This window comes from Streptomyces sp. NPDC060027 (assembly GCF_042737005.1).
Taxonomy (GTDB): Bacteria; Actinomycetota; Actinomycetes; order Streptomycetales; family Streptomycetaceae; genus Streptomyces.
The window spans coordinates 1-18,092 of the sequence record NZ_JBHWVI010000185.1 but is presented as its reverse complement, the minus strand read 5'-3'; the positions used below and the strand labels follow the sequence as shown (position 1 = coordinate 18,092).

The following is an 18,092-nucleotide window of genomic DNA, read 5'->3' as shown; positions in this document are numbered from 1 at the left end:
CCCAGGGCTCACACCGAAGCGCCCCCCCCGCCCCCCCCCCCCCGACCCCCGGGGGGGGCCCTCGCCCCCCCCCGGGCCCCCCCCACGCGCCGTTCTCGCGGGAAACCCGCTCCCACCTACGCCTACAGCACCGGCAGGTTCTTCCGCAGCTCGAAGGCGGTGACCTCGGAGCGGTACTCCTCCCATTCCGACTTCTTGTTGCGCAGGAAGAAGTCGAAGACGTGCTCGCCGAGGGTCTCGGCGACGAGTTCGCTGCGCTGCATGAGGGCCAGGGCCTCGCCGAGGTTCTGCGGGAGGGGCTCGATGCCCATGGCGCGGCGTTCGGCGTCCGAGAGGGCCCAGACGTCGTCGTCGGCGCCCGGCGGGAGCTCGTAGCCCTCCTCGATGCCCTTCAGGCCCGCGGCCAGGAGCAGCGCGTACGCCAGGTAGGGGTTCGCGCCGGAGTCGATGGAGCGGACCTCGACCCGCGCCGAGCCGGTCTTGCCGGGCTTGTACATCGGCACGCGGACGAGCGCGGAGCGGTTGTTGTGGCCCCAGCAGATGTACGAGGGGGCCTCGCCGCCGGCGCCGGCGGTGCGCTCCGAGCCGCCCCAGATGCGCTTGTAGGAGTTGACCCACTGGTTGGTGACGGCGGAGATCTCCGCGGCGTGCTTGAGCAGGCCGGCGATGAACGAGCGGCCGACCTTGGAGAGCTGGTACTCCGAGCCGGACTCGTAGAACGCGTTGCGGTCGCCCTCGAAGAGTGAGAGGTGCGTGTGCATACCGCTGCCCGGGTACTCCGAGAACGGCTTCGGCATGAAGGTGGCCTGCACGCCCTGCTCCAGCGCGACCTGCTTCATGATCAGCCGGAAGGTCATGATGTTGTCGGCCGTGGAGAGCGCGTCGGCGTAGCGCAGGTCGATCTCCTGCTGGCCGGGGGCGCCCTCGTGGTGGCTGAACTCGACCGAGATGCCCATCGACTCCAGCATCGTGATGGCCTGGCGCCGGAAGTCCTGGCCGACGTTCTGCGGGGTGTGGTCGAAGTAGCCGGAGTTGTCGGCGGGGGTGGGTCGTGAGCCGTCCAGCGGGCGGTTCTTCAGCAGGAAGAACTCGATCTCGGGGTGGGTGTAGAAGGTGAAACCCAGGTCCGAGGTCTTGGCGAGGGCGCGCTTGAGGACGTACCTCGGGTCCGCGAAGGACGGGGAGCCGTCCGGCATGAGGATGTCGCAGAACATGCGGGCCGTGCCGGGGGCCTCGGCGCGCCAGGGCAGCACCTGGAAGGTCGACGGGTCCGGCTTGGCGATCATGTCCGACTCGTAGACGCGGGCGAAGCCCTCGATGGCCGAGCCGTCGAAGCCGATGCCCTCGTCGAAGGCCTGTTCCAGCTCTGCCGGGGCCACGGCCACCGACTTGAGGAAGCCGAGTACGTCCGTGAACCACAGACGTACGAACCGGATGTCACGCTCCTCCAGCGTCCGGAGCACGAACTCCTGCTGCTTGTCCATCTTCCGCTTCCACCCATCCTTGCTGGTCAGGCCGCCTGCTCCCACGCCTCGAAGACGATCGGCGCACCTGAGCATCCCACCACAACACCATTTCATGCGCGTTGCGGACCTTGATCGGCCGGGCGACCTCGGTCTGAACGCCTCGCGTACGGCAGGTGTCCTGCTCTGTTGCACATACTGCCTGCTCACGCGCGCCCCCGTAATAGCCGCCCCTCACTCTCTCGCCCTACGGGCTTTAATTTGCATCTCAGATGCAAGTTTTACTACTGTGCCGTGCGTACAAGGGGGCCGCAACCCGCCGTTTCCGCCCTGGCTTTGAGGAGTCCTGATGCTGTCCGAACAATCCGCCTCGACCGTGCGTGCCACACTCCCCGTCGTCGGCGCCGCCATCGGCGAGATCACCGAGCGCTTCTACTCCGGGCTGTTCACCGCCCACCCCGAGCTGCTCCGTGATCTGTTCAACCGCGGCAACCAGGCCGCGGGCACGCAGCGTCAGGCCCTGGCGGGATCGATCGCCGCGTTCGCCACCCACCTGGTCGAGCACCCCGACGAGCGGCCCGACGCGATGCTGAACCGCATCGCGCACAAGCACGCCTCCCTGGGCGTCGCGCCCGATCAGTACAAGGTCGTGCACGAGCACCTCTTCGCCGCCATCGTCGAGGTGCTGGGCGACGCGGTCACCGCGGAGGTCGCCGCCGCCTGGGACGAGGTCTACTGGCTCATGGCGAACGCCCTGATCGCCATCGAGAAGCGCCTGTACGACGAGCGGGCGGACGACGGGTCCCTGCACCCCTGGGTGGTCACCGAGCGCGTCGAGGAGACCGCCGACGTCGCCACCTTCCGGATCCGCCCGGCCGACGGCGGCCCCCTCCCGGACTTCCGGGCGGGCCAGTACGTCTCGGTCGGCGTCCGGCTCCCGGACGGCGCCCGCCAGATACGTCAGTACAGCCTCTCCAGCGCGCCCGGTTCACCGGTACGCCAGATCAGCGTCAAGCGGGTGCGCGCGGAGGAGCACCCCGGCGGTGCGACGAGCCCCGAGGGCCAGGTCTCCAACTATCTGCACGCGCACGTCCGCGAGGGCAGCGTCCTCGCGGTCTCCGCGCCGTACGGCGATCTGGTCCTCGACGACACGGACACCCCCGTGCTCCTCGCCTCCGCGGGCATCGGCGTCACCCCGATGATCGCCATGCTGGAGCAGCTGGGGGTCACCGGCCACAAGGCCCCCGTCACCGTCGTGCACGCCGACCGCTCCCCCGCCGAGCACGCGCTGCGCGCCGACCACGAGGCGTTCGCGGGCGAACTCGCCGACGCCGAGACCCACTTCTGGTACGAACACCCGGAGCCGGGCCACCCCGCCGACCGGACCGGTCTGGTCGACCTCTCCGGAGTGACGGTGCGGCCGGGTACGCGGGCCTACCTGTGCGGTCCGCTGCCCTTCATGCGCGCGGTACGGACCGAGCTCCTCGGAAAGGGCGTGCCCGCCGCCGACATCCACTACGAGGTCTTCGGCCCGGACCTCTGGCTGGCCCAGGACTGACTAGGGGCTGTCCGGTCCACCTGCCCTGGCCCACCTGTCCCGATCCGGCGGATCCAATCCGGCGGATCCAATCCGGCGGATCCGGCAGACCGGGCCGCGGAAGCGGGGGCCCGCAACGCCCCCGCGGGTCGTCGGACGCCCGGTACGAAGAGCACGGAGCCCGGCCAGGCCCATAGCCCAGCCGGGCACGGAGACAGAGCCCGACGAGGGGCCGCCGGGTGGCGGGAACGGCCAGGTCGCAGGAAACGGCCGGGGGCGGGAACGGCCAAGTCACGGGAAACGGCGAAGGGCGGGAACGGCCGGGCCACCGGGCCACCGGGGCCAGCTACGGCCTCCGGCTGATGCCGAGCAGCAGAGGCCCCGTCGGCTCGGCGACCACGTCGGCGATGGTCAGGGGGTCCAGTGAGACGTAGAAGGCCTCCTGGGCCCGCCGCAGGGCACCCCGCAGCCGGCACGCGGAGACGAGCGGGCACGGCGTGTCACCCTCGCACTCGACGACCTCGCCGTCCCCCTCGAAGACGCGCACGATCGCGCCGACGGACGCTCCGCGCCCCTTCTCGGTGAGGGTGAGACCGCCTCCCCTGCCACGCCGGGCATCGAGCAGCCCGTGGTGCTGGAGTTCCGCGACGACCTTGGCGGCGTGCGTGTAGGGGACGTGCATGTCGGCCGCGACCTCGCGCGTGGTGGGCGTCGAGTCGCCGACGACGGCCAGTCGCATCAGGACGCGCAGGGCCAGGTCGGTGGATCGCAACAACCGCATGCCCGACAGCGTAGGTAATGCGCAACTTGGGTTCAAATTTTCTCTCCGCCCCCCGTCCCGCACCCCTCCGCCATCACGGCCATCACGGCGCGCCTCTCCCCCGCCCCCTCCCGGCCCGCCCTTTCTTCGGCCAATCCCGTGCCCTCCCTGCCGACGCCCCTCCCTTCCCGATTACGATCGGCGAACCCGACCGTCCCATCCTCATAAGGACTCACCATGGGTTCCGCCAAGAACACCAGCAGCGCCTCGCGCCAGGCGCGCATCGAAGAGCTGCGCCGCGCCGAGCGCAATCGTGAGCGGCGCAACCGGATCCTCGTGATAGCGGCGAGCACGGTCGTCGTCGCCGGTCTCGTCGCCGGTGGAGTCGTGCTCGTCCGGTCCCAGTCGGACAAGAAGGACACGGCGAGCGACTCGAAGGCGGCGTCGGGGCACTTCGTCACGGGCACGGACGGTGTGAAGACCTGGAAGGGCACCCTGGCGCGCAACCACGTCACGAAGACCGTGAGCTACCCGATGGAGCCGCCGGTCGGCGGTGACCACAACCAGGTCTGGATGAACTGCAACGGCGACGTCTACGCCAAGGCGGTCAACAACATGAACGCCGTGCACTCGCTGGAGCACGGCGCGGTCTGGATCACGTACAACAGCAAGGCGCCCGACGCCGATGTGAAGGCGCTCGCGGCGAAGGTCAAGAAGACCCCGTACACGCTGATGAGCCCGGTCGAGGACCAGAAGGACCCGATCATGCTGAGCGCCTGGGGCAAGCAGCGCGCGGTGACCGGCGCGAGCGACAAGAACGTCGACGCGTTCCTCGCGGAGTTCGTGCAGGGCAAGCAGACGCCCGAACCGGGCGCGGCCTGCACCAACGGTCTGGCCCAGTGAGGCAGGTCGGCTGGATCGCGGGGGCCGCGGCGACCGTGCTCGTCGCGGCCGGGGCGATCACCTACGCGGTCGCCGACGGCGACGACTCCGGGACGCGGGCACCCGCCGCCGACTCGGCGGACGCGGGCTTCGCGCGGGACATGGCGGTCCACCACCAGCAGGCCGTCGAGATGTCGTACATCGTGCGGGACCGCACCAAGGACGTGGAGGTACGGCGTCTCGCGTACGACATCGCGCAGACGCAGGCCAATCAGCGCGGCATGCTGCTCGGCTGGCTCGATCTGTGGGAGCTGCCGAAGGTGTCCTCGGACGCGCCGATGACCTGGATGGGCATGGGGGACATGGCGTCCGGCAAGGACGGCTCGCTGATGCCGGGCATGGCCACCAACAGCGAGATGAAGCGGCTCGGCACGCTCGACGGGAAGCAGGCCGAGGTCTTCTATCTCCAGCTGATGACCGCCCACCACAAGGGCGGCATCCACATGGCCGAGGGCTGTGTCGCGCAGTGCACGGTCGGCGTGGAGAAGCGGCTCGCGCAGGGCATGGTCGACGCGCAGCAGTCGGAGATCCGGCTGATGGCCGACATGTTGAAGGAACGGGGCGCGAAGGCGCGCGACTAGCGCGTGCCGGGGCGCGGCGACCGGGTGCGTGGAACGGTCCGGGGCATCGCCCCGGACCGTTCCGCACCCGACCCGTCCACCGGGTCGTGGAGAACTCTTCGAACTCCAGCTGCTTCACGTCCCCAACACGCTCCAGGGACTCGATCCGCTTACAGAAGACGGGCACCTCTTTACAGAGCCTGGGACGAGATAGAGGGAAAACCCTCGATTGTGGTCAAGAACCCACTCCAAATCATCCCAAACGGCCGCCAATCGCGGCCACTTGGGCTTTCCTTGGGTTGTTCATTCCCCTGGCATGAACGGTTCATCGAAAGAGTGGCCCCCATCTGTGATCCATTCCTCCCGCCCTGGTGGGGCGCGAGGGTCTCGCGTGGATCACCGACCAACCACTACATGCGACGAACCGCATCGCAGGGGGCTCTATGAGATCCAACCGCGCCACCGCGCGCGCCGGAGTGAGCATGGCGGCGACACTGCCTCTGCTCGCCGGTGCGCTGGCGTTCGGCATACCCGCGGCCCACGCCGCGGACGGCCCGAGCCGGGACACCCTCGCGGGCACCAGGCCCGCGTGGGCGACGGCCAAGGCGGACAAGGGAGCGGCGTCCGACAGCTCCCTGGTCTCGGCCCGGGTGTACCTCGCCGGACGGGACGCCAAGGGACTGGCCGCGTACGCCAGGTCCGTGTCCGACCCGCACTCGGCTTCGTACGGGAAATACCTGAGCGCCAAGAAGGCGCAGGCACGTTTCGGCGCCACCAAGGCCCAGGTCACGGCCGTGACCTCGTGGCTGAAGTCGGCGGGTCTGACGGTCACCGGGACGACACAGCACTACGTCTCCGTGACCGGTGACGTGGCCGCCGCCGAGAAGGCGTTCGGCACACAGCTGCACAACTACGGCAAGGGCAAGAAGACTTACCGGGCGCCGTCGAAGACGGCTTCCGCGCCGGCCGCCCTGAACGGCGCCGTCCTGACCGTCACCGGCCTGGACAACGCTCCGCACAAGGCGACGCACGCCGATCAACTGCCGCCTCCGGACGCGGTGTTCAAGAACTCCGGGCCGTTCTCCTCGTACTACGGCTCGAACACCGCGAGCACCCTGCCGGGCGCGTACGGAAAGAAGATCCCGTACGCGGTCAAGGGGTACACGGGCAAGCAGCTGCGCGCCGCGTACGGCGCGGGCAAGCGCACCGGCAAGAACGTACGGGTCGCCATCACCGACGCGTACGCCTCGCCGACCATCGCCTTCGACGCGGCCACCTACGCCGCGAAGCACGGCGACGCCGCCTACACCAGCGGTCAGCTGCGTCAGGTGCTGCCCACGAAGTACACGAAGACCGAGGAGTGCGGGGCGGCCGGCTGGTACGGCGAGGAGACCCTCGACGTCGAGGCCGTGCACGCGGTCGCGCCGGGCGCGAGCATCACGTACGTGGGTGCCGCCTCCTGCTACGACGACGATCTGCTCGACTCGCTCAACAAGATCGTCGACGGGCACCTGGCCGACATCGTCTCCAACTCGTGGGGCGACATCGAGGCCAACCAGACCCCGGACCTCGCCGCGGCCTACGACCAGGTCTTCCAGTTCGGCGCGGTCGAGGGCATCGGCTTCTACTTCTCCTCCGGTGACAACGGCGACGAGGTCGCCAACACCGGGACGAAGCAGGTCGACACCCCGGCCAACTCGGCGTGGGTGACGGCGGTCGGCGGCACCTCGCTGGCGGTCGGCAAGGGCGACAAGTACCTGTGGGAGACCGGCTGGGGCACCGAGAAGGCCTCGCTGTCCGAGGACGGCAAGAGTTGGACCGGGTTCCCGGGCGCGTTCACCTCGGGCGCGGGCGGCGGCACCAGCAAGACGGTGGCGGAGCCCTACTACCAGAAGGGTGTCGTCCCGAACGCGCTGGCCAAGGCCAACAACGCCGCGGGCAACCGGGTCGTCCCGGACATCGCGGCGATCGCCGACCCCAACACCGGTTTCAAGGTCGGCCAGACGCAGACCTTCCCGGACGGGACGGAGCAGTACAGCGAGTACCGGATCGGCGGCACCTCGCTCGCCGCGCCGGTGATCGCGGCCGTCCAGGCGCTCGCCCAGGAGGCGCGCGGCGGCAAGGCGATCGGTTTCGCCAACCCGTCGATCTACTCCAAGATCGGCTCGAAGGCGTACCACGACGTCACGGACAAGCCCACGGGCTCCGGACTCGCCGTGGCGCGTGTCGACTTCGCGAACGGCTTCGACGCCGCGGACGGTGTCCTCACCTCCGTCCGCAGTCTCGGCAAGGACAGCTCCTTGAAGGCCGTGAAGGGCTACGACGACGTCACCGGTGTGGGCTCCCCCGCCCCGGGCTACGTCGACTCGTACCGCCGTCACTGACCCCGCGTCACGTGCGATGCGCTCGCCTCTCCGACGGAGGCGGGCGCATCGCGCGTTTCCCGGGATCCGCGCTCGCCGTGCGCGCCGTGCGCGCCGTGCGCGCCCTTCCGGCGGGAGACGTCCCTCCTCCCCGCGCCGGGATCGCGCCCGACATCCACGGTGCCCGGCGCCCGTCCGGCGGGCGGGGTGGTCCGCCACACATCCCTCCCCACCCCATCGCGTCGCTCTGACGATTACACTGGCCGGGTGCCTCCTCTGAACTTCCGGTCGCTCTATCAGCACGGCTTCGCACGCGTCGCCGCCTGCACGGGCCACACCGTCATCGCGGACCCGCAGGCCAACGCCGAGGCGGTCCTGCGCCAGGCGCGCAGATGCGCCGGTGAGGGTGTCGCCGTCGCCGTCTTCCCGGAGATGGGGTTGTGCGGCTACTCGATCGAGGACCTGCTGCTCCAGGACGCGCTGCTCGACCAGGTCGAGGAGGCGCTGCGAACGGTGGTGACGGGGTCGGCGGACCTCCTGCCGGTCCTGGTCGTGGGCGCCCCGCTGCGCCACCGCAACCGGGTCTACAACTGCGCGGTGGTCGTGCACCGCGGCCGGGTCCTCGGTGTCGTGCCCAAGTCGTACCCGCCGAACTACCGGGAGTTCTACGAACGCCGGCAGATCGCCGCGGGCGACGACGAGCGCGGCGGCACGATCCGGATCGGCGGTGAGTCCGTGCCGTTCGGCGTGGATCTGCTGTTCGCCGCCGACGACGTCCCGGGCCTGGTGCTGCACACGGAGATCTGCGAGGACATGTGGGTTCCGGTGCCGCCCAGCGCCGAGGCGGCCCTGGCGGGCGCCACCGTCCTCGCCAACCTCTCCGGCAGCCCGATCACCGTCGGCCGGGCCGAGGACCGCAAGCTGATGTGCCGCTCGGCGTCCTCACGCGGTATCGCCGCGTACGTCTACGCGGCGGCCGGCCTGGGCGAGTCGACCACCGACCTGTCCTGGGACGGCCAGACCATGATCTACGAGAACGGGGCGCTGCTGGCCGAGTCCGAACGCTTCCCGCTCGATGACCAGTTCGCCGTGGCGGACGTCGATCTCGACCTGCTGCGGCAGGAGCGGATGCGGACAGGCAGCTTCGACGACAACCGCCGCACGCACGCCGCCCGCACCGCCGATTTCCGGACGCTGTCGTTCCGGCTCGACCCGCCGACCGGCGACCTGGGCCTGCGGCGCCGTATCGAGCGCTTCCCGTTCGTGCCCGCGGACCCCGACCGGCTGGCCCAGGACTGCTACGAGGCGTACAACATCCAGGTCGCGGGGCTCCAGCAGCGGCTCGCGGCGATCGGTGGCCCGAAGGTGGTCATCGGGGTGTCCGGCGGTCTCGACTCCACGCACGCGCTGATCGTCGCCGCCCGCGCGATGGACCGGGCGGGCCGCCCGCGCAGCGACATCCTCGCCTTCACCCTGCCCGGCTTCGCCACCAGCGACCACACCAAGGGCAACGCGCACGAGCTGATGCGCTCCCTCGGCGTCACCGCGGCCGAGCTGGACATCACGCCGACCGCCCGGCTGATGCTGGACGAGATGGGCCACCCCTTCGCGTCCGGCGAGCCCGTGTACGACGTCACCTTCGAGAACGTGCAGGCCGGACTGCGCACCGACTACCTGTTCCGGCTCGCCAACCAGCGTGGCGGCATCGTGCTCGGGACCGGTGACCTGTCGGAGCTGGCGCTCGGCTGGTCCACGTACGGCGTGGGCGACCAGATGAGTCATTACAACGTCAACTCGGGTGTGCCGAAGACGCTGATCCAGCATCTGATCCGCTGGGTCATCGGCAGCGGGCAGTTCGGTGCGGACACCGACCGGACGCTCGCCGCGATCCTCGACACGGAGATCAGCCCGGAGCTCGTACCGGGCGAGGAGATGCAGTCCACCGAGTCGAAGATCGGCCCGTACGCCCTGCACGACTTCACCCTCTTCCACGTGCTGCGCTACGGCTTTCGGCCGTCGAAGATCGCCTTCCTGGCCTGGCACGCGTGGCACGACCCGGACGCGGGTGCCTGGCCGCCGGGCTTCCCCGCGGCCGAGCGGGTCGCGTACGACCTGCCGGAGATCCGGCGCTGGCTGGACGTGTTCTGCCGCCGCTTCTTCGGGTTCGCGCAGTTCAAGCGCTCGGCCATGCCGAACGGGCCGAAGGTCTCGGCCGGTGGTTCGCTCTCGCCGCGCGGCGACTGGCGTGCGCCGTCCGACAGTTCGGCCCGCGTCTGGCTGCGCGACCTGGCCCGCTTCGACCTCCCGGAGACGGAGGGCTGACCGTTCAGCGGCGCAGCGCCTCCGGCCGGTCGGGTACGCGGGTGGCGACCACCCGCGCGCGCCGGGTCGGCCGCGCCGTGCGGCTCAGGTCCACCGCGTACGCCGCACCCGCCACCCCGATCCCCACGACCGCGAGCCCCGCCCCGGCGACCGCAGGTGCCGTCGCGCCGAAGCCCGCCGCCAGGGCGAGCCCGCCGATCCACGCGCCGCCCGCGTTGGCGAGGTTGAACGCGGCCTGGTTGGCGGAGGACGCGAGGGAGGGCGCGGCGGAGGCCTTCTCCATGACCATCAGCTGGAGGGGTGAGCCGGTGACGAAGGCGGCCGTGCCGAGGAGGGTGACCGCGACGGCCGCGCTCCACTGGGCGCCCATGAGGACCGGGAAGAGCGCGAGGACGACGACGAGGGACACCAGGCCGCCGAACAGTGTGCCGCGCAGGGAGTGGTCCGCGAGGCGGCCGCCGAGCAGGTTGCCCACCGTCGCGCCGACCCCGAAGAGCGCCAGCAGCAGCGTCACGCTGCCCTCGGCGTATCCGGCGGCGTCCGTGAGCATGGGCGCGATGTAGCTGTACGCGGAGAAGAGCGCCCCGAAGCCCGCGACCGTCGTCCCGAGGGCGAGCCAGACGGGCAGCGAGCGCAGCGCGGCGAGTTCGCCGCGCAGGCCGCCGGAGGGGGTGTGCGCGGGGGCCCGCGGGATCAGCAGGAACAGCGAGGCGATGGCGGCCACGCCGATCACGCTCACCCCGAGGAAGGCGGCCCGCCAGCCCAGGTGCTGCCCCACGAGGGTGGCGGCCGGGACGCCGGCGATGTTCGCGACGGTCAGTCCGAGGAACATCAGCGACACGGAGCGGGCCTTGCGCTCGGGCGCGACCAGACCGGTGGCGACGACGGCGCCGACGCCGAAGAAGGCGCCGTGCGGCAGACCGCTCAGGAAGCGGGCGGCGAGCAGCCAGTGACGGTCGGGGGCCAGGGCGGAGAGCGCGTTGCCCGCCACGAAGAGGCCCATCAGGGCGATGAGGACCGTGCGGCGGGACATCCGGGCGGTGGCCGCGGCGAGCAGCGGGGCGCCGATGACGACGCCGAGCGCGTACGCGGAGACCAGGTGTCCGGCGGTCGGGATGGATATGTGGAGGTCGTCCGCGACGTCGGGCAGCAGGCCCATCATGGCGAACTCGGTGGTGCCGATGCCGAAGGCGCCCACGGCGAGGGCGAGCAGGGCCAGAGGCATGAGAGGCCTTTCCAAGGAGCGGGGACGAGCGGGGCTCCGTGCGGACGCGGGCGGCACGCGGGAGACGCGGGTGCGCACGGAGGCGCCCGCGCACAGCGATGTGCGCGGGTCACGGGTCGATCAAAACATTAAGTTCAGTCGCTGAACAAATCCTGCCCGGCGAAGTATTCCGGGAGGTGCTCCAGGGAGTTAAGAAGCGGTTGCGTCCAACTGCACACGGGCCGCGACCGGGAGGTGGTCGCTGCCGGTCTCGGGCAGCGTCCACGAGGTCACCGGCTCGATGTCCCTGACCATGATCTGGTCGATCCGGGCCATCGGGAACGACGCCGGCCAGCTGAACCCGAAGCCGGTTCCCGCCGCGCCCTGCGTGGAGCGCATCTGCGCGGTGACGGCGTTGAGCGCCCGGTCGTTCATCGTGCCGTTGAGGTCACCGAGCAGGACGACCTGCCGCACGGGCTCGCCGGCGATCGCCTCGCCCAGCGCGTCCGCGCTCTTGTCGCGCTGCCGGGCGGTGAACCCGGCCTTCATCTTCACCCGCACCGAGGGCAGATGGGCCACGTACACCGCGGCCCGGCCGGCGGGCGCCGTCACGGTGGCCCGCATGGCACGCGTCCAGCCCAGCTTGATGTCCACCGGCCGGGCCGCACTGAGCGGGTACTTGCTCCACAGCCCGACGGTGCCCTGCACCGAGTGGTACTTGTACGTCGGCGCGAGCGCCTTCTCGTACACCGGCACGGCCGATGCCGTCAGCTCCTCCAGGGCCAGCACGTCGGCACCGGAGGCGGCCACGTCGCGGGCGGTGCCGGAGGGGTCCGGGTTGTCGGCGTTGACATTGTGGGTGGCCACGGTCAGATCGCCGCCGGCGTCGGTCTTGTCGGTGAGCAGTCCGCCGAAGAGGTTCAGCCAGACCACGCCCGTCACCACCACGGCGATCAGGGCACTGGCGGACTTCCGCACGAAGGCGAGGACCAGCAGGACCGGGATGAACACCCCGAGCCAGGGCAGGAACGTCTCGGTGAGGCTGCCGAGGTTGCCGATCCGGTTCGGGATCTGCGCATGCGTCAGCATCACCAGGGCGAGCAGGAGCGCGATCGCGGCGAGGATCAGCCCGCGCCGCCAGATGCCGCGGTCGCCGCGCCAGCCGTCGAGCAGGCGTCGAAGCCGGGGCTCTCTGCGGTCCGGCCCCTGGCCGCCGCTGCCCGTCTCCGTCATATACGCCTGCGCCATACCGTCGCCTCACAAAATGCCGTGCGCACCGTCTGCCCCTCGACTACGACCCTAGGGGATGTTCGGTGTCGTTCTCGCCGTCCGTGACGGCCGTACTGGCAAGGGGACGTTCAACTTCCCACCCGGAGTTCCGCATACGGGCCCACGATGCGCCCTCTGTGACGAAACGCGCACATTCGACCCGTCAGAAACCGGGCGCGTCACGGCCGGGCGGGGCGCAGGCCCTCCAGCAGCGTGTCGACGATCTGTTCGGCGAGCCCCTCGGAGAGTTCGGTGTCCGGGCGCATGACGGTCCGGACGAGCATGGGGCCGACGAACATGTCGTTGAGCAGCTCGATGTCGACGTCGTCGCGGAGTTCGCCGTTCTCCTGGCCGCGGCGCAGCACCTCGTAGCCCAGCTGGCGCCTCGGGGCGATGACCGTGGCGTCGTACGCGGCCCACAGTTTGGGGCTGCTCTTCATCTGCGCGTGCACGTTGTGCAGGATCGCCGACGAGCGGCTGACCAGGCCGCGCCGGCGCAGCGACTCCAGCAGCACGACGAGGTCCTCGCGCAGGGAGACGCCGGGGAGTTCGGGGTCCGCGGGCTCGGCGGCGCGCAGCACGTCGACGAAGAGCTCTTCCTTGCCGCTCCAGCGGCGGTAGATCGTCGCCTTGCCGACGCCGACGGTGCGGGCGAGCCGCTCGATGGAGATGTCCGCGAGCGGAACCCCTTCCTCCAGGAGCTTCATGACGCCCTCGATGATGGCGCGCTCCACGGCCTCGCTCCGAGGACGACCCCGGGTGGGGCACCCCTGTCTGTCCCGGCTGTCCGCGAGGCTCACGTCGAACTCCGATCCCATCGTTGACCTGGTGTCATTCTCCCCGATGTACGGCGATGGCGGGCACCCGGTGAGGGGTGCCCGCGGTCCCGGACGCCGCTGTCAGTCCTGTCCGAGGTCCGCCGTCACCAACTCGGCCTCGTCCTTGCCCTGGTGCGGGGCCGCCGGACGGCCCGGCAGGAACAGGGCGACGACGACCGCGCCGATGACCGCGACACCCGCGCCGCACAGGGCGGTGACGTGCATGGCGTGCAGGAAGGCGTCGTTCGCCGGGGTGACGAGGGCCTTGCCCTGCGGGCCGAGCTTGGCGGCGACCCCGAGCGTGGCCTCGATGGACTCGCCCGCGGTGTGCCGCAGGGGGGCCGGGACGAGGTCGAGCTTGTCCTCGATGCCGTTGCGGTAGGCCGTGGAGAGCACGGAACCGAGGACGGCGATGCCGAGGGCGCCGCCGACCTGGCGGAAGGTGTTGCTGAGCGCGGACGCGGAGCCGGCCTTCTCGCGCGGCAGCGCCTGCATGATGACGACGCTGGTCGGGGTCATGATGTGCGCCATGCCGGTGCCCATCAGGAAGAAGATGACCTCGAGAAGCCAGATCGGGGTGTCCGCCTCCAGCGTGGCGAACGCGGCCAGCGTCGCGGCGATGATCACCAGGCCCGCCGTGCAGGTGGCGCGGTTGCCGAAGCGGTCGACGACCAGCCGGGCGCGCGGCGCGAAGATGATCTGGGCCACGGCCAGCGGCAGCATCAACAGACCGGTCTGCAGCGGCGAGTAGCCGCGGACGCTCTGTGTGTAGAAGACCGAGAAGAAGGTCACGCCCATCAGCGCGAAGAAGACCAGCGCGATGGCCGACATCGCCGCCGAGAAGACCTTGTTCTTGAAGTACGTCACGTCGATGGACGGGTGGTCGCTGCGCTTCTCGAACATCACGAAGCCGATGAGGACCACGAGTCCGGCGCCGATGGTCGCGAGGACCCGCGGGTCGGTGAAGTCGGCGAGCTGGCCGCCCTTGATGATGCCGTAGACGAGCAGCACGAGGCCGATGATGGAGAGGACGACACCGACCGGGTCGAGACGGCCCGGGTTCGGGTCGCGCGAGTCCGGGACCAGCCAGATCATCAGGGCTATCGCGAGCAGCACGATCGGCACGTTGATGAGGAACACCGAGCCCCACCAGAAGTGGTCGAGCAGGACGCCACCGGTGATCGGGCCGATCGCGATGGCGAGGCCGACGCCGCCGGCCCAGATGCCGATGGCCTTGGGCTGCTCGTCGCGCTCGAAGACGTTCATCAGGACGGCGAGGGTGGCCGGCATGACGAAGGCTGCGCCGAGACCCATCAGCGCGCGGAACACGATGAGCTGGACCGGCGAGCCCGACTCGGCGGCCAGCGCCGACCCGATGCCGAACACGGCGAGACCGCCGAGCAGCACCTTCTTGCGGCCGAGCCGGTCACCGAGGAGGCCCGCGGTGAACAGAAGCCCGGCGAAGACGAGGGTGTAGGCGTTGATGGCCCACTCCAGCTCACCCTGCGTGGCACCGAGGCCGGTGGGCGCCGGGGTCGAGATCGTCTTGATCGCGACGTTCAGGATGGAGTTGTCGAGCACCACGATCAGCAGGCTCAGCATGAGCGCGCCGAGGATCGCCCAGCGGCGCCGGTGCACCGCCTCGGGCACGCGTCGATCGGGCGGGGGAGCGGAAGTTGTCATGACGACCACCCTAGAACCAATTCGATACGGCACCGTTCCGTATTGGAAAGGCTTTACGCAGAACTTACGAAGGGACCTAGGTCTCCGGTCGCAGGCGGCCCGCCGGGCGGGGCGGGCGTGGCGAGAGCGACACGGAGTCCGCCGGGCCCGGTCTAGCCCCGCGTGACGCGAGGTGCCACCATGGAGGTGATCCGGGGACGCCGTCAGGGTGCCTCGAGATGACAGAAGGAGCCGTTGCGATGACGCAGCTTTCGGCTGCCCCGACGCAGCCTGCGGAGGGTGCCCTCAAGGCCACCGGCAGCAAGGCGCTGTACGGGGGCAAGAGCACTCGCCGTATCACGGTGCGCGACATCACCGCCGCCAAGGAGCGCGGCGAGAAGTGGCCCATGCTCACCGCCTACGACGCGATGACCGCGTCCGTCTTCGACGAGGCCGGCATCCCGGTCATGCTGGTCGGCGATTCGGCGGGCAACTGCCACCTGGGTTACGAGACGACCGTCCCCGTCACCATGGACGAGATGACCGTGCTGTCCGCGGCGGTCGTACGGGGCACCAGTCGCGCCCTGATCGTCGGCGACCTGCCCTTCGGGTCCTACCAGGAGGGTCCGGTGCAGGCGCTGCGCTCGGCGACCCGCCTGGTCAAGGAGGCCGGGGTGGGCGCGGTGAAGCTGGAGGGCGGCGAGCGCTCGCACCGCCAGATCGAGCTGCTGGTCGAGTCCGGCATCCCGGTGATGGCGCACATCGGCCTGACCCCGCAGTCCGTGAACTCCATGGGCTACCGCGTGCAGGGCCGGGGCGAGGAGGCCGCGCACCAGCTGCTGCGGGACGCCAAGGCGGTCCAGGACGCGGGCGCCTTCGCCGTCGTCCTCGAACTGGTCCCGGCGGAGCTCGCCGCCGAGGTCACGCGCACCCTGCACATCCCGACCGTCGGCATCGGCGCGGGCTCCGAGACCGACGCGCAGGTCCTGGTGTGGACCGACATGCTCGGCCTGACCGGCGGCAAGGTGCCGAAGTTCGTCAAGCAGTACGCCGACCTGCGCCGCGTCATGGGCGACGCCGCGAAGGCGTTCGCCGAGGACGTGGTCGGCGGGACGTTCCCGCTGGAGGAGCACTCCGTCCACTAGGCCCACCGAGGCCCCCGAGCCACTGCGGCACCAAGGCAACCCGCCGATCGTCCCCCGTCGGCGGGTTGTCGCCTTTCCGGCCTCCTCTCCACGTCCTGTCGGCCGACTGTCGGCGACCTATCGGTAGCGGCCCGGACCTGTAGGCATCCTGTCGGTCGTTTGTCGGTGGCGACTGGCACCTTGATGGACATGACGCGAATCGACAACACGCCCCGACAAGCTGCGACCGGCCGCAGCGCCGTCACCGTACGGGGGCTGGTCAAGCACTACGGCGAGACCAAGGCGCTGGACGGGGTCGACCTGGATGTGCGCGAGGGCACCGTCCTCGGTGTGCTGGGTCCCAACGGCGCCGGCAAGACCACCCTCGTCCGCTGCCTGTCCACCCTCATCACCCCGGACGCCGGACAGGCCACGGTCGCCGGTTACGACGTGCTGAAGCAGCCCCGGCAGCTGCGCCGGGTGATAGGGCTCACCGGCCAGTACGCCTCGGTCGACGAGAAGCTCCCCGGCTGGGAGAACCTCTACATGATCGGGCGGCTGCTCGACCTGCCCCGCAAGGACGCCCGCCGACGGGCCGACGAGCTCTTGGAGCGCTTCTCCCTCACCGAGGCCGCCAAGCGCCCGGCGTCGACGTACTCCGGCGGTATGCGCCGCCGGCTCGACCTCGCCGCCTCGATGATCGGCAGCCCGGCCGTGCTGTACCTGGACGAGCCGACGACCGGCCTCGACCCGCGGACCCGCAACGAGGTGTGGCAGGAGGTCAAGCGCATGGTCGCCGACGGCGTCACCGTGCTGCTCACCACTCAGTACATGGAGGAGGCCGAGCAGCTCGCCTCCGAGCTGACGGTCATCGACCGCGGCAAGGTCATCGCCAACGGCCGGGTCGACGAGCTGAAGGCACGCGTCGGCGGCCGGACGCTGCGGATCCGCCCGGTCGACCCGCTGCAACTGCGCCCGCTGGCCGCCATGTTCGACGAGCTGGGGCTCACCGGCCTCGCCACGACGATCGTGGACAGCGAGACCGGCAGCGTGCTGGTCCCGATCCTCAGCGACGAGCAACTCACCGCCGTGGTCGGCGCGGTCACCGCGCGCGGCATCACGATCGCCTCCATCTCCACCGAACTGCCCAGTCTGGACGAGGTGTTCCTCTCCCTCACCGGCCACAAGGCCAGTGCCCCGCAGGACGAGAACCCCGCCCGCGCCTACGAGGAGGTCTCCGCATGAGTACCGCCGTTGTCGAAGCCCCCCTCACGGTCGAGGTCGACCCCCGCATCTCGCTCCGCGCGCACGCCCGCCACACCGGCGCGCTGATCCGTCGCAACCTGCTGTGGATCCGCCAGGACCCGGAGTCGATGTTCGACGCGATCCTGTTCCCGGTCATCTTCACGCTGCTGTTCGTCTACGTCTTCGGCGGCTCCATCGGGCAGTCGCTCGGCGGCGGACAGGAGGCGTACGTCCAGTACGTCGTGCCCGGCCTGATGGCCATGATGGGCATGAACATGGCCCAGGGAGTGGGCACCGGCTTCAACACCGACTTCAACTCCGGTGTCATGGACCGGTTCCGGTCCCTGCCGATCGGGCGCGGCTCGGTGCTGTTCGCCAAGATCGCGGTCGAGGTGATGCGGATGCTGATCGCGACCGCGATCCTCATGATCGTCGGCGTCCTGGTCGGCTTCCACATCACCAACTGGCCCGGTCTGTTCGCCTCCGTGGGCCTGTCCGCGGTCTTCGGCTCGGCCCTGATGTGGGTGTTCCTCACCCTCGGCGTGATCATGAAGAGCGCGCAGTCCGTGCAGGCGATGGGCTTCCTGGTGCTGATGCCGCTCCAGTTCGGCTCGTCGATCTTCGCGCCGACCAAGTCGATGCCGGGCTGGCTGCAGAACTTCACCGAGTACAACCCGCTGTCCTCCCTCGCGGACGCGGCACGCGGGCTGATGGTGGGCGGTCCGGTCGCGCACGGCCTGTGGGTGACGCTCGGCTGGTCGCTGGCCCTCACCCTGGTGATGGCGCCCATCGCGATCCACAAGTTCCGCACCAAGAACTGACG

14 protein-coding genes are annotated in these 18,092 nt (G+C 70.3%); 8 read left to right on the top strand and 6 right to left on the bottom strand.

The features are described 5' to 3' along the window. Nucleotides 1-122 precede the first annotated feature (122 nt). On the bottom strand, nucleotides 123-1,484 hold the full coding sequence (glnA, locus tag ACFWBT_RS32820; protein WP_351539761.1) for a type I glutamate--ammonia ligase: 1,362 nt from the start codon (nucleotides 1,482-1,484) through the stop codon (nucleotides 123-125). A gap of 328 nt (nucleotides 1,485-1,812) precedes the next feature. On the opposite strand from glnA, the gene ACFWBT_RS32815 reads away from it, so the two are divergent. After that, nucleotides 1,813-3,021 (top strand): globin domain-containing protein, encoded by a 1,209-nt coding sequence (locus ACFWBT_RS32815; RefSeq protein ID WP_385706617.1) that lies wholly within the window; start codon nucleotides 1,813-1,815, stop codon nucleotides 3,019-3,021. A gap of 325 nt (nucleotides 3,022-3,346) precedes the next feature. On the opposite strand, the gene ACFWBT_RS32810 is transcribed toward ACFWBT_RS32815, so the two are convergent. Continuing rightward, nucleotides 3,347-3,781 (bottom strand): RrF2 family transcriptional regulator, encoded by a 435-nt coding sequence (locus ACFWBT_RS32810; protein WP_385706616.1) that lies wholly within the window; start codon nucleotides 3,779-3,781, stop codon nucleotides 3,347-3,349. 216 nt (nucleotides 3,782-3,997) lie between these two features. On the opposite strand from ACFWBT_RS32810, the gene ACFWBT_RS32805 reads away from it, so the two are divergent. The 4 genes from ACFWBT_RS32805 to ACFWBT_RS32790 all read left to right on the top strand — a co-directional run bounded on the left by ACFWBT_RS32805 (nucleotide 3,998) and on the right by ACFWBT_RS32790 (nucleotide 9,947). Next, nucleotides 3,998-4,663, top strand: coding sequence for a DUF3105 domain-containing protein (locus ACFWBT_RS32805; protein WP_385706615.1), 666 nt, complete (start codon nucleotides 3,998-4,000; stop codon nucleotides 4,661-4,663). Continuing rightward, entirely contained in the window at nucleotides 4,660-5,283 is a 624-nt protein-coding gene (locus ACFWBT_RS32800) for a DUF305 domain-containing protein (RefSeq protein WP_385706614.1), read from the top strand. Before ACFWBT_RS32805 ends, ACFWBT_RS32800 begins: the two co-directional genes overlap by 4 nt. A 422-nt stretch (nucleotides 5,284-5,705) precedes the next feature. Further along, nucleotides 5,706-7,646 carry a protease pro-enzyme activation domain-containing protein gene (locus ACFWBT_RS32795; protein ID WP_385706613.1) on the top strand — a complete coding sequence of 647 codons (1,941 nt, stop codon included), beginning with the start codon at nucleotides 5,706-5,708 and terminating at the stop codon, nucleotides 7,644-7,646. Between the two features lie 255 nt (nucleotides 7,647-7,901). Then, entirely contained in the window at nucleotides 7,902-9,947 is a 2,046-nt protein-coding gene (locus ACFWBT_RS32790) for an NAD(+) synthase (RefSeq protein ID WP_385706619.1), read from the top strand. Between the two features lie 4 nt (nucleotides 9,948-9,951). Here the strand turns inward: ACFWBT_RS32790 and ACFWBT_RS32785 are convergent, their stop codons facing one another. The 4 genes from ACFWBT_RS32785 to ACFWBT_RS32770 all read right to left on the bottom strand — a co-directional run bounded on the left by ACFWBT_RS32785 (nucleotide 9,952) and on the right by ACFWBT_RS32770 (nucleotide 14,921). Beyond that, nucleotides 9,952-11,172 carry an MFS transporter gene (locus tag ACFWBT_RS32785; RefSeq protein ID WP_385706612.1) on the bottom strand — a complete coding sequence of 407 codons (1,221 nt, stop codon included), beginning with the start codon at nucleotides 11,170-11,172 and terminating at the stop codon, nucleotides 9,952-9,954. 189 nt (nucleotides 11,173-11,361) lie between these two features. Next, nucleotides 11,362-12,399, bottom strand: coding sequence for an endonuclease/exonuclease/phosphatase family protein (locus ACFWBT_RS32780; protein WP_385706611.1), 1,038 nt, complete (start codon nucleotides 12,397-12,399; stop codon nucleotides 11,362-11,364). A 200-nt stretch (nucleotides 12,400-12,599) separates the two neighbouring features. Continuing rightward, a complete protein-coding gene (locus ACFWBT_RS32775) occupies nucleotides 12,600-13,220 on the bottom strand; it encodes a TetR/AcrR family transcriptional regulator (RefSeq protein WP_385706618.1) in 621 nt (206 codons plus the stop codon). 99 nt (nucleotides 13,221-13,319) lie between these two features. Continuing rightward, nucleotides 13,320-14,921, bottom strand: coding sequence for an MFS transporter (locus ACFWBT_RS32770; RefSeq protein WP_385706610.1), 1,602 nt, complete (start codon nucleotides 14,919-14,921; stop codon nucleotides 13,320-13,322). Nucleotides 14,922-15,160: 239 nt separating this feature from the next. Between ACFWBT_RS32770 and panB the strand changes: the two genes are divergently transcribed. The 3 genes from panB (at nucleotide 15,161) to ACFWBT_RS32755 (ending at nucleotide 18,090) form a co-directional block, all read left to right on the top strand. Beyond that, entirely contained in the window at nucleotides 15,161-16,045 is an 885-nt protein-coding gene (gene panB / locus ACFWBT_RS32765) for a 3-methyl-2-oxobutanoate hydroxymethyltransferase (RefSeq protein WP_385706609.1), read from the top strand. A 189-nt stretch (nucleotides 16,046-16,234) separates the two neighbouring features. After that, nucleotides 16,235-17,269 carry an ATP-binding cassette domain-containing protein gene (locus ACFWBT_RS32760; protein WP_385706608.1) on the top strand — a complete coding sequence of 345 codons (1,035 nt, stop codon included), beginning with the start codon at nucleotides 16,235-16,237 and terminating at the stop codon, nucleotides 17,267-17,269. Beyond that, complete coding sequence (locus ACFWBT_RS32755) at nucleotides 17,266-18,090, top strand: ABC transporter permease (RefSeq protein WP_385706607.1); 825 nt, start codon at nucleotides 17,266-17,268, stop codon at nucleotides 18,088-18,090. The genes ACFWBT_RS32760 and ACFWBT_RS32755 overlap by 4 nt, the downstream gene beginning before the upstream one ends. The last annotated feature ends 2 nt before the right edge of the window (nucleotides 18,091-18,092 follow it).